The 11,775-nt window shown below is 63.0% G+C and carries 10 protein-coding genes and 2 pseudogenes; 5 read left to right on the forward strand and 7 right to left on the reverse strand.

Translation table 11 applies throughout. The features are described from left to right. The first annotated feature begins 115 nt into the window (after nt 1-115). On the forward strand, nt 116-2,797 hold the full coding sequence (locus HUW10_RS00435) for a plasma-membrane proton-efflux P-type ATPase (RefSeq protein ID WP_011930496.1): 2,682 nt from the start codon (nt 116-118) through the stop codon (nt 2,795-2,797). 253 nt (nt 2,798-3,050) lie between these two features. Here the strand turns inward: HUW10_RS00435 and HUW10_RS00440 are convergent, their stop codons facing one another. The 3 genes and pseudogenes from HUW10_RS00440 to HUW10_RS00450 all read right to left on the reverse strand — a co-directional run bounded on the left by HUW10_RS00440 (nt 3,051) and on the right by HUW10_RS00450 (nt 5,954). After that, nucleotides 3,051-4,082 (reverse strand): IS110 family transposase, encoded by a 1,032-nt coding sequence (locus HUW10_RS00440; RefSeq protein WP_011941795.1) that lies wholly within the window; start codon nt 4,080-4,082, stop codon nt 3,051-3,053. 124 nt (nt 4,083-4,206) lie between these two features. After that, the gene (locus HUW10_RS00445; protein WP_011930494.1) at nt 4,207-5,013 is read right to left on the reverse strand and encodes an IS5 family transposase; all 807 of its coding nucleotides are present in this window, start codon (nt 5,011-5,013) and stop codon (nt 4,207-4,209) included. Between the two features lie 173 nt (nt 5,014-5,186). After that, nucleotides 5,187-5,954: pseudogene (locus HUW10_RS00450) on the reverse strand (IS6 family transposase). Nucleotides 5,955-5,983: 29 nt separating this feature from the next. Here HUW10_RS00450 and HUW10_RS00455 point away from each other — a divergent pair. Both HUW10_RS00455 and HUW10_RS00460 read left to right on the forward strand, forming a co-directional pair. Beyond that, a pseudogene (locus HUW10_RS00455) lies at nt 5,984-6,163 on the forward strand (IS5/IS1182 family transposase); the annotation flags it as partial. 221 nt (nt 6,164-6,384) lie between these two features. Beyond that, nucleotides 6,385-7,752 carry an IS5 family transposase gene (locus HUW10_RS00460; protein WP_013635006.1) on the forward strand — a complete coding sequence of 456 codons (1,368 nt, stop codon included), beginning with the start codon at nt 6,385-6,387 and terminating at the stop codon, nt 7,750-7,752. A gap of 49 nt (nt 7,753-7,801) precedes the next feature. Here HUW10_RS00460 and HUW10_RS00465 read toward each other — a convergent pair whose 3' ends face one another. After that, nucleotides 7,802-8,179, reverse strand: a complete 378-nt coding sequence (locus HUW10_RS00465; protein WP_174501830.1) for a LexA family transcriptional regulator — start codon at nt 8,177-8,179, stop codon at nt 7,802-7,804. A gap of 123 nt (nt 8,180-8,302) precedes the next feature. Here HUW10_RS00465 and HUW10_RS00470 point away from each other — a divergent pair, with 123 nt between their 5' ends. Then, nucleotides 8,303-8,605, forward strand: coding sequence for an SOS response-associated peptidase family protein (locus HUW10_RS00470; RefSeq protein WP_236656131.1), 303 nt, complete (start codon nt 8,303-8,305; stop codon nt 8,603-8,605). Nucleotides 8,606-8,685: 80 nt separating this feature from the next. Here HUW10_RS00470 and HUW10_RS00475 read toward each other — a convergent pair whose 3' ends face one another. Then, complete coding sequence (locus HUW10_RS00475; RefSeq protein WP_236656132.1) at nt 8,686-10,365, reverse strand: IS1634 family transposase; 1,680 nt, start codon at nt 10,363-10,365, stop codon at nt 8,686-8,688. Between the two features lie 70 nt (nt 10,366-10,435). Between HUW10_RS00475 and HUW10_RS00480 the strand changes: the two genes are divergently transcribed. Further along, a complete protein-coding gene (locus tag HUW10_RS00480; protein ID WP_255540005.1) occupies nt 10,436-10,858 on the forward strand; it encodes an SOS response-associated peptidase in 423 nt (140 codons plus the stop codon). 61 nt (nt 10,859-10,919) lie between these two features. Here the strand turns inward: HUW10_RS00480 and HUW10_RS00485 are convergent, their stop codons facing one another. Both HUW10_RS00485 and HUW10_RS00490 read right to left on the reverse strand, forming a co-directional pair. After that, nucleotides 10,920-11,129, reverse strand: a complete 210-nt coding sequence (locus tag HUW10_RS00485; protein ID WP_155856286.1) for a hypothetical protein — start codon at nt 11,127-11,129, stop codon at nt 10,920-10,922. Then, nucleotides 11,126-11,749 carry a DUF6338 family protein gene (locus tag HUW10_RS00490; protein WP_174501831.1) on the reverse strand — a complete coding sequence of 208 codons (624 nt, stop codon included), beginning with the start codon at nt 11,747-11,749 and terminating at the stop codon, nt 11,126-11,128. Before HUW10_RS00490 ends, HUW10_RS00485 begins: the two co-directional genes overlap by 4 nt. Between the last annotated feature and the right edge of the window lie 26 nt (nt 11,750-11,775).

The following is an 11,775-nucleotide window of genomic DNA, read 5'->3' on the forward strand; positions in this document are numbered from 1 at the left end:
ATCTCGGCGAGCGGGACGGCGCGTGACGATGGCAATGCCCTGGTGACCCAGGCGTGACATCACCCATGCCGCGGCTCACCCGACGCGAGGCGCGGCGCAGACAGGACGATGAGACATGACGAAGACCGCTGTCGGTCACGCCGACGCGCCCGCCTCCAAGCCGAACGCCGAAGCCGTGGCCACGGCGGGATCGAAATCCGAGGCGAAGGACGATTTGAAGACGCTGCCTTTGGCGGCGGTCGAGAAAGAGCTGCGCTCCTCGCCCGACGGTCTCAGCCAGGCCGAGGCGGAACGGCGGCTGAAGCAGTATGGTCCGAACGAGATCGAGGAGAAGAAGACCAGCGAGCTGCTGACCTTCCTCAGCTATTTCTGGGGTCCGATCCCTTGGATGATCGAAGTGGCGGTGATCCTGTCGGCAGTCGCGCGGCATTGGCCGGACTTCGTGATCATCCTGGTGCTACTGCTGGCCAACGCCCTTGTCGGATTCTGGGAAGAGCACGAGGCGGGAAGCGCGATCGCCGCCCTGAAGGCCACGCTGGCGGTCAAGACAAGGGTGCTGCGGGACGGCAAGTGGGTCGCGCCGGCGGCGCGGGAGCTGGTGCCGGGCGACGTCATCCGCGTTCGCCTGGGCGACATCGTGCCGGCGGATGCGCGCCTGCTGGACGGCGACCCGGTGGAGGTGGACCAGTCGGCGCTGACCGGCGAGTCGCTGCCGGCCACCCGCAAATCCGGCGAGGCGATCTTTTCCGGCTCGATCATTCGTCGGGGCGAGATCGGCGCGCTGGTCTATGCCACCGGCGCGAAGACCTATTTCGGCAGAACGGCCGAGCTGGTGCAGGGGGCGAAGAGCGTCAGCCATTTCCAGCGCGCGGTCCTGAAGATCGGCAATTATCTGATCATCCTGGCGGTGGTCATGGTATCGGCGATCATCGCCGTCGCAGTAATCCGCGGCGATCCGATCCTCACCACGCTGCAATTCGCCCTGGTGCTGACGGTGGCGGCGATTCCGGTGGCGATGCCGACGGTTCTGTCAGTGACAATGGCGGTCGGCGCGCGCATGCTGGCCAGAAAGAAGGCGGTCGTCACACGGCTGGTGGCGATTGAGGAGCTGGCGGGCGTCGATGTGCTGTGCGCGGACAAGACCGGCACGCTGACGCAGAACAAGCTCACGCTGGGCGATCCGTTCGGCGTCGATGGCGTCACGCCGGCGGAGGTGGTGTTGGCCGGCGCTCTGGCGTCGCGCGTCGACAATGACGACACCATCGATCTGGCAGTTCTGGGCGGGCTGAAAGACGATCAGGCCCTCAAAGGCTATGAGCCGGGCCATTTCCAGCCATTCGACCCGGTGCACAAGCGCACCGAGGCCGCCGTCACCGGTCCTGACGGCAAGCTGTTCAAGGTGACGAAGGGCGCGCCGCAGGTGATCATGGCGCTCGCCGCCAATGCCCCGCAGGTGAAATCCGCCGTCGACAAGGCGGTCGGCGATTTCGCCGCGCGCGGCTTTCGGGCCTTGGGCGTGGCACGGGCCGAGGGCGATGGCGACTGGCAGTTCCTTGGTGTTCTGCCGCTGTTCGATCCGCCACGCGAGGACGCCAGAGCCACGATCGCGGCGGCCGAACGCATGGGCGTGAAGGTCAAGATGGTGACCGGCGATGCGCTGGCGATCGCGCAGGAGACCGCCGGCAAGCTCGGCATCGGGTGCAACATCCTCGATGCCGGCACCCTGGGCGACGAAGCGCAGCAGAAGACCCCGGCGGCGGCCAAGGCGATCGACGATGCCGAGGGCTTCGCGCAGGTGTTCCCCGAGCACAAATTCCACATCGTCGCGGCGCTGCAAAGTCGCGGCCACATCGTCGGTATGACCGGCGACGGGGTGAACGACGCGCCGGCGCTGAAACAGGCCGATTGCGGCATCGCCGTCGCAAGCGCCACGGATGCGGCGCGCGCGGCGGCGGCCATCGTGCTGATGACACCCGGTTTGTCGGTGATCATCGACGCGATCCAGGAGAGCCGGAAAATCTTCCAGCACATGAACAGCTACGCGATCTACCGCATCGCGGAGACCCTGCGTGTGTTGCTGTTCATGACGCTCGCCATCCTGATCTTCAACTTCTATCCGCTGACGGCGGTGATGATCGTGTTCCTGGCGCTGCTCAACGACGGCGCCATCCTATCCATCGCCTATGACAACGTCCGCTACAAGAACGCGCCGGAGGTGTGGAACATGCGCCTGGTGCTGGGGATCGCCACGGTGCTGGGCGCGGTCGGGCCGATCGCCGCGTTCGGGCTGTTCTTCCTCGGCAATCGCGTGTTCCATCTCAGCCATCCGCAGCTCCAGACCATGATGTATTTGATGCTGTCGGTCGCCGGTCTAATGACTATCTTTCAGGCCCGCACCCATGGGCCGTGGTGGTCGATCCGCCCGGCGCCGATCTTCCTGGGCGCGGTGACCGGCGCGTGGACGGTGGCCACTCTGCTGGTGCTGTTCGGGGTGCTCATGGCGCCGCTTGACTGGCGGTTGGTCCTGTTCGTCTGGGCCTACGCCCTGGCGTGGTTCCTCGTGACCGACCCGGTGAAACTGCTTGCGTATCGGCTCCTCGATCCGGTCAAAGACGCGAGCAGGCCCGAACCCGAAACTGGAGCCAAAGCCAGGCACAAGCCGGACTCCCGCGCCAGGCCAACGGCCACGACCGAAGTCGGTGCCAATGCCACCGCCACCAGCGAAGCCGGACCTGACGCCACGACCCAAGGCAAGTCCGCGGCAGCGCCGAAGCCCGAACCTGAGAGTCCTCTCTGATTGGGGTTATTGGTGTCAAGCTGTTCCTCTTTTCGCAGGCCATTCCCGTAGGTCACTCGCTTCTCTCCGCGGTCGGCGCGTGGCCGCCGCATGATGGGATCAGGAGGATGAGGTGTCTCAATCTGTTTCGCGACCTCCGCGGCATACATCCAGTCGCGGGGATCCGGACTCTCAACGAGATCACCTCGTCCATCGTCCCCACGGGAACGACACTGACTCCGCCCTCGTCAGGCGGAAGCTGCAACTCCTTTTCTCATGCTACGGTGGCCTGTTTGCCCCAGCAGAACTCGCTGCCATCGATCCACATGCGATGCAGGATCACCGCCAGCTTGCGCGCCACAGCGACGCGGGCGCGCGCCATGCCCCGGCGCTTGGCCACGTTCATGCCCCATGCCCGCAGCGCCGACCATTTGGTGCTGCGGATCAGCAACGAATGGGCTGCCTCGTACAGCGCCGTTCGGGCCAGTTCGTCACCACATCGGCTGATGCGGCCCTGCACGTCGGTTTCGCCGGACTGGTAGCGTCGCGGCGTCAGGCCAAGATGCGCGCCGACATCGCGCGACCTTCGAAAGCGGTCCGGTTGGTCGATCGTGGCACGGAACGCCAACGCCGTCAGCGGGCCGACGCCCGGCACTGTCATAAGCCGCCTGCATGTTGGCTCCACGCGCACCTCGTCGAGCACGCGCCTGGTCAGCCGCTCCACCTCCCGGGTCATTGTCTCGACAGCGGCCAGCAGCGATCCAGCCAGGCTCACCAGCACCGGGTCATCCGCTACCAATTCACGCACGCGAGCTCCAAAGTCCTTGCGGCTTGGCGTACCAACCTTCAACCCGACCTCGCGCAGCAACGCCCGAATGCCGTTCTCGACATCACGACGCTTGTTCAGCAGCATCCGCCGCGCCGTCAGCAACGCGCGCCAGGAGCGGCAGGGCGGGCTTTTCACATGCACCGCACGATACCATCCGGTGCGCATGATCTGCGCGATGCCGCGCGCGTCGTTGCGGTCGGTCTTGTTCGGCATCGCACCCATCGCGGCCTTCGCCTGACGCGCTTCGATACAGATCGCCGGAATGCCAGCATCCGAAAGCCCCGCTTGCAGCCAGGCCGTCAGCGAGCACGCCTCCAGACCGACCCGCGCCATCTCCATCCCGGATGCCCCGAAGAAGGCGACCAGCGCCTCCGGCTCGCTGGCAACCCGCGCTTCACGCACAATTCCACCCGTCCCATCGACCACGCAGACCGCGGTCTCTTCCAACGACACATCCAACCCGGCAAAGTATTCCACGGCTGCTCCTCCTCGATGCTTGCGGCCGATGCACACACAACCACGCTCTATCATCCCGAGAGGAGCAGCCACCCAGATCACCCGGGTGAGACCCCAATCACCCCATCTATTTCGAATCGGATAGTCAACGAGCGAGGCGCCTCAGCAAGAACACGCTGGAGGCGGCGTAGAGGAAGGCCTCGACGCTCTCGATGCTTGCCTCGAAATCCTTTGCCAGCCGCCTGTTGCGATTGATCCAGGCGAAGAACCGCTCGACGACCCAGCGTCGGGAGATGACGGCGAAGCCGACCTGGTTGTCGGCCTTCCGCACTACCTCGATGCGGATCGGGCTGGCATTCGCAACCCGAGCGCCGGCATAGCCACCATCTGCGTAGCCCAGCGCCACGAACGGCCAACTCGCACGTGACGCACGGAGCAGCGGCCCAGCCCCGTCACGATCCTGAATGGCCGCCGAATGGGCCTGCAGCTTGAGCGCCCGGCCGTCGGTATCGACCATGGCGTGCCGCTTGCGCCCCTTGATCTTCTTGCCCGCATCGTATCCCCGGGGGCCGCCACTCTCTGTCGTCTTGATGCTCTGACTGTCGATCACGGCCGCCGTCGGACTGGCCTCCCGACCCGCCCTCTCGCGGTCGCGCATCACCAGATGGTGGTTGATCCGCTCCCAGGTGCCATCGTCACGGAACCGGGCAAACCAGCGATAGGCCGTGGGCCATGGCGGAAAATCCTTCGGCAGCAGGCTCCAGGCAATACCGCCTCGCAGGACGTAGAAGATCGCGTTGACAATCTCGCGCATCTCCCACTTCCGATGCCGGCCGCATCGGCTCGGCGCGGGCAGGAACGGCGACAGCAGCAGCCATTCCGCGTCGGTCACGTCACTTCCATAGCGTAGCCCCGTGCGGCTATGCTGCGCACGGGTGGTTGGCGTCCACATGGTGTCTCCGGCAAGGCTTCGAACACCTGCCCGGAATCACATCCGGCCCAACCATCCAACCCCTCATCAAAAGCGTTCCCGTTCCATTTCGAAATGGCCTCTGAGTGAAAGCGGCTCTGTTGCAAATTTTGTGAACAGGGGGAGTGACGTATTCTGGATGGGAGCCGAGCTTATCAGGCCGCCTCGCGTTCCGTTTGTGGGCCGATGAGCTGGACTGCTTCGGCAAGGGCGCAGGCACCGAGGCCGAAGGCGCGTTCGACGATGCGCGCCTCACCGCAAATATCCCGCGTGAGATTGAACATGGCGGCCTACCCCTTACGCAGGGCCCGCATCACCTCGAAGCCCTTGCTCGTGGCATAGGCCGTCTTCAGTGTCTTGAAGCCGCGCACCGGGCGGGTCAGCTGCTTGAGCTTGCCATGGTCCGCCTCGACGACGTTGTTCAGGTATTTGACCTGGCGATGGAGGGTAACCTCGGGACATTTGCCTTCGGCTTTCAGTTCCGCAATGGCGATGGCGTAGGTCGGCGCCTTGTCGGTATTGATGACCTCCGGTTTCTCCCAGTCCTTCAACCCGTTCAGGGCCTTGCCCAGAAAGCGCTTTGCCGCTTTCGCGTTCCGCGTCGGCGAAAGATAGATATCGATCGTGTTCCCATGCTTGTCGACTGCACGATATAAATACGCCCATTCGCCACGGACCTTGATATAGGTCTCATCGACCCGCCAGCTCGTCGAGGCCGGCCGCCGCCATTGCCAGCGCAGCAGCTTCTCAATCTCCGGGGCATATCGCTGAACCCAGCGGTAAATCGTCGAATGATCAACGTTCACGCCGCGCTCACCCCTCATCTGCTCAAGATCCCGGTAGCTGATCCCATACCGGCAATACCAGCGTACCGCCCAAAGCACGATCTCATCGTCGAAATGCCGCCCTCTGAACGCCGACAACACCGCTCCTCCACCAGCCTGCATCCAATCCCATCAGAGGAAACCGGACTTTGCAACAGAGCCCTGTCGACCGCCCTCTCTACGCGCTCCGCAATCGCATCGAGCGCTGCTTCAACAAACTCAAGAACAGCCGCCGGATCGCCACAAGATACGATCAAACCGCCAGCAGCTTCCTAGGTTTCACTCTCCTCGCCTCAATCCGCCTATAGTTCAGGTTTGCCCACGCGGCCTAGTAGGATAGTCACCCGTGAAAAATCGAACTTTGCTGATCTGGGGGCGATGTTTTGGTGGCTGGCAATATTGGGATTTGCAGGGTCTGGGCGAGCTGAGGGGAAAAACCTTGCAAAACCGTTGGAGCGTTGCGCGGTGGTCGCGATCGTGATTCTCTCCCTTTGATGTCGAACATCATGCGTTTGGCGTGGAGGAAAGAATGCCGCCGAAGCTGAATGCCTCGCAGGATGATCTCGAACTGTTCCGCTCGCGGCTGGAGAACATCATCGACCAGCGGCATCCCCTGGTGCGGCTGGCCCGGCTGATCGACTGGCGGGTTTTCGAGGAACGCTTCGGCTCACTCTACGCCGAGGCGGCGGGACGTCCGGCACTGCCGACCCGCCTGATGGTGGCGCTGCATCTTCTCAAGCACATGGATGGGCTGTCCGACGAAGCGATCTGCGCGCGCTATCTCGACAGTCCGTATGTCCAGGCATTCTGCGGCGAGACGCATTTCCAGCACACGCTGCCGCTTGACCGATCCTCGATGACGCGCTGGCGCAAACGGATCGGGCCCGAGCGGATGGAGGCCCTGCTCGCCGAGACGCTGGCGGCCGCCGAGCGGGGTGGGGCCGTGGCGGAGAAGCACTACAAGCGGGTCACCATCGATACCACGGTCCAGCCAAAGGCCGTGACGCATCCGACCGACAGCAAGCTCCTGCACAGCGGCATCGAGACACTGGCGCGGATGGCACGCAAGCACGGTATCACGCTACGCCAGTCGTATCGCCGGGTCGCGCGCTACGCCAGGCAGGAGGCGGCGCGCCTGCACCATGGTGGCAAACGCCGCGAGGCCGAGGCTCGCGTGCGCAAGCTGCGAACCTGGCTGGGCCGGCTGGCTCGTGACATCACCCGCAAGATCGCAGGCAACGCTGAAGCGAAGGCCACTTTCGCCGAAACGCTGGGCCTGATCAATCGCCTGCTTCGCCAGAAGCGCTCCGACCGCGGTGCCGACAAGCTCTATTCCCTGCACGCGCCTGAGGTGGAGTGCATCGGCAAGGGCAAGGCCAGGACGCGATTCGAATTCGGCGTGAAGGTCTCCATCGCCACCACCAACGCCGCCGCACCCGGCGGTCAGTTCGTTCTCGGCATGCAGAGCCAGCCGGGAAATCCCTATGACGGCCACACCCTGGCCGGCCAGATCGAGCAGGTCGAGCGGATCACCGGCGTTGCCGTCGCCCGCGCCTATGTCGACCGCGGCTATCGCGGCCACGGCGTCGAAGCCGAGGGCAGAAGGATCTTCATCTCCCGCCAGAAACGCGGCATCACCCCCACCATCCGCCGCGAGTTGCGCCGACGCACAGCCATCGAACCCGTCATCGGCCACATGAAGACCGATGGCCATCTGGGGCGAAACTTCCTGCTCGGCTTCGACGGTGATGCCATCAACGCCATCCTTGCCGGCGCCGGCCACAACCTCCGGCTGCTCCGCAGATGGCTGATCAGGCTTCTTTGCGCCATCTTCACATGGCTCTCGGCCGCAAGACCCTCTCCAGACCTTCGCCTACCGAACTACCACATCGCTTAATTCACAGACGACAAGCTATTGCCGTCGATCAGCGCGAAGGTCGGCATTGCTAGACTTTCGTGCGGACAAGGCCGGTGACAACGGCCCAGATTTCGGCGTCATCCCCCTCAACAGCCAAGGGCGTCGTGTCCGGCCTCCCCGAAAGCAGCCACCAATGCCCGCGCCGGTAGGCGAGCTGCGCCACGAGAACATCGCCGGCAAGCATCACCACGGCTACCTGGCCCGCCGCAGGCGGCTTTGCGGCATCAGCGATCAGAATATCCCCTGACAGGATACCTCGGCCGGCCAGCGCATCACCCATGACGCGCACGGGGTAACGGCTCGGTTGCCGCAGGTCGAGAATGGCGGCAAGGTCGATCGGTCCTTCCAGGCTATCCCCGGCCGGACTGACAAAACCTGTAGTATTTCCGCCATTATATCCAGCCATAGCCCCTCCGCAGGGTTTCGGAACATAACGAGAACACTCTAGAGGGGCAAGGGGAATGTATAGAAGAGCGGCTATGTGTGGTCGGTTCGCAAGTTTTCAGTCTCCCAATGCGCGATGCGGGCCTTGTTCCGCACCACAAACCCGCTTCCCGAGGTGGCCCAGCCATCATGGAATATCGCGCCTTCACAGCCGGCGCTTGCCATCCGGCGTCACCCGGAAACCGGCGCCCGGCATCTCGACTTCCTGCTTTGGGGCTTGGTCCCGCATTGGACGAAAGACCTGAAGGCGGCCCGCCGTCCGATCAACGCGCGGGCGGAAACTGTCGCCAGCTCCCGAATGTTCGGCCGCGCCTTCGCGGCCCGGCGCTCCTTGGTGCCGGTTGATGCCTGGCCCCACTTGGACAGTTGGTTTTATAAAGTCTGGTGATATCAATAGTTTATTTGCCCGCGTGCGGGTGTTGCCACTACATTTTTGGGGCGTTGGGTCGGCGGTGCGTGGCCGCGGCTTCAGTCTGCGGGGTGCTCGCTGATGTTGTGGGGCAGCGCGATGCCGGCGGCCTTGAAGACATTGCCGACCTGGCCGGTGACGTGGGTCCTCGTGGTGATGACCTTGCCGCCCTTTTCGATGGTTGCCTGCTGGAGCCTGTCGAGATCGTTCAGCAACTTCTGCCATTCGGGCTGGAAGCCCCTGGCGCCGCACAGGCGGTTCAGTTCCTTGGCAAGTGTCAGGGCCAGGAAGGAACAGAAAACGTGGCCGCGGATCGCGGCGTCAGCCTGGTGAAAGATCGGCCTTGTATCGAAGCTGGCCTTGGCGGCGCGGAACAGGGCCTCGACCTCGAGCAGGTCGCGATACCGGATCACGGCCTGCAGGGGCGTGACCCTTGCGTTGGTCCTGAGCACGCTGAGGCCATCGAAGCGGGCCTCCTCGGCCAGCTTGCCCGGATCGATCTCGAAGGCGTTGCCGCGGCTGCGGAGATAACGTCGGTAGGCCGAGTTGCCGACCAGCGCCTTGTCGCCCTTCTTCAGCTGGGCCTGCAGCCCGTCGATGATGGCCTGGCGGTCCTCCCTGTCCTTTCTCGCCTCGGCCTCATTGACCGTGACGATGTAGCGCTGGGCCGCCTTGCCCTTGCCAATCCGGACCTCCTTCACCCACAGCTGGGTCTCGCCATGCTGGCGATCGAGCACGAGCGGGACCATCGCGGCCTTGTCCTTCAGCACGACGTCGCGGATCACCCGGCTGGTGCGCTCGCGCGCGCCGAGGATGTATTCCACCCCCAGCGCTTCCAGTGCCGCGATGGTATCGGCGCTGATCATGCCGCGGTCGGCGACCACGCAGGCGCGGGTGATGCCGAAGCGCTCGCGCAGGCGCGTGACCACCGGCATCAGGATCTTCACGTCGGCGGTGTTGCCCGGCACCATCTCGGTGCAGATCGGCCGCCCTTCGGCATCGATCACCAGGGCCAGGATCATCTGCGCGAGGTCGGGGCGATAATCCTTCGAATGGCCACGCCGGCCCAGCGTCTCGCCGCCCTCGCCGTAGAAGGAGAGCGAGGTCGTATCCATGAACACCAGGCTGAGATCGGTGAACAGGTCGCGCCGGCGTTCGAAGAGTTGCTCCTCGATCACGTCCTTGACGCAACGTGGCGCGAGGGCGCCCGCTTGCCTGTCGCCGAGTTCCTCGCCCAGCCAGGCCATCGCGCGATAGAAGTGGTGCAGCGCCAGATCCTCCGCGCCATCGATGGCGTAGCTCTGCATCCAGTCGACACAGGAGCGGTCGGAGCCCGAGACGAACAGCCGGTGCAGTGTGGCGACGAAGACGGCGCGCTCGACGGCAAAGCCGAACTGGCGGCCCTCGAGGAGGTTGTTGAGCACCTCGCCGATGCCGAGCCGGTCCCAGAGGCGGCCGAACAGCAGGGGGCCACCGATCCTGTGGGCGGCGATCCGGCCGGCATCGATATCGGAGAGGATGATGGAACGTTCGGCGTGCCGTGCGATGGAGGCGACGAGCCTGTCGAGTTCGCCGGATGCGGCGAGGACATCCTTGCGACCGAGGGGTTTGATGGTGCGCTGGCGGACGGATTTGCCCACGCGCACGCTTTCGACGAGGTAGAGATAGCTGTGGCCGCGGGCGACTCTCTCGACGACGAACATGCTGATGTTGTGACGGCAATGCCATGCCGAATTCAACAAAAAACTGCCATTCAGCCAAAACTGTTGTTACTACACATTTTTCGCGCCCAAATGTCACCCATTATATATCAATGACTTATATCCATTCGTTCCCCATCCGTTCTCACCCCACTGTCCAACTCGGGCCTGGTATGAGTGGCAGGTGACGCCAAAGGGCAAGCAACCCTTTGCCTTCGCCCGGCCGGATCGTGAAACGATGGCCTTTGCGGGCATTTGGGAAAGCTGGGTGACGCCTGGCACGGCGAAAGTGCTTCGCACCTTCGCCATCATCACCACGGCAGCCAACGCCACGGCGGCGCCCGTGCATGACCGCATGCCGGTCATCATTCGCCAGGAGGATTGGCCGATCTGGCTGGGCGAAGCGGCGGGCGAGTCTGCTGGCCTTCTTCATCCACCGCCAGATGAGTTGATTGAGGCGTGGCCGGTGGGGCAGGCGGTCAATTCGCCCCGGAACAACGGGCCGGACCTGCTGGCGACGGCTGCGGAATAGCCCCCACGCGAAGTTAAGGGGGGGGGCGATCGCTCGTGGTTAAGTTACTGAAAAATCATGATTATTTCTTGTTGTTGGTTGTTGCCGGGGCAGGAGCTTTTCCGCCTTGCGTTAGGACGGCAGGAGCTGGCGGGCGCTGCGTGATTGTAGAGGAAAGATTCCGTCCGCCCTTGGCAATATAGCCCTCTGTCAAAGGCTTAATCTTGCCAAAGCCATCCATTTCCATTCCGTGACCCGCTTTAGACTCCTTTGACATCGAAAACTCCTTCATCCACCTGCTTCATGCGGAAACTCAATATTGATCTTCTCCGGGGCACGAGCAAGGTAAAGCCTCGGGGTTTCATATAACTGCTCACCATCCAAATTATAGACGATCACCCGCAGCAAAACCAATTCTCGAAGCTTATCAGTCTCGGAAAAAGTATCCACCCAGCCCGCATAGAGAAAGCCGTGGTCCAAATCCCGGACGTGAGCGTATTCAACCGCCGCTTCGCCCGAGTTTAGCATGAAGTCCCAAACATCCTCATCCCCATATTTTTTCGTGGCTTTTATCAGTTGTAAAAAGCGCGTCAGAAGTTTGTAGGTTGAGGCATAAAGCCAGAGGAGGGCCATTATGAGGCTGATTCCCACCGCGCCTAGAACCTCATGGGCTATAGGGGCGGTCAGAACCTCATGTGAATCAGCAGCAGCAAGATCAACTATTGGAAATGGCCAATGCAACCACTCAAAAACCATATATTCAACAACATAGACAGTCAGCCCAAAAACGAAGGCTCTCACTACAAATTCGATTTCGGAGGGCTTCACTTTTGCCGCATAGGTTGCGTCTAGCTTCGCCCAGATAATTCCCGGTAGGAAGATAACAGCTACTTGCACAAGAAACAGATTCACGCTCACATCGTCCATTGCAGGCCCAT

Origin of the sequence: Acidiphilium sp. C61 (assembly GCF_905116885.1) — a bacterium.
Lineage (GTDB): Bacteria > Pseudomonadota > Alphaproteobacteria > Acetobacterales > Acetobacteraceae > Acidiphilium.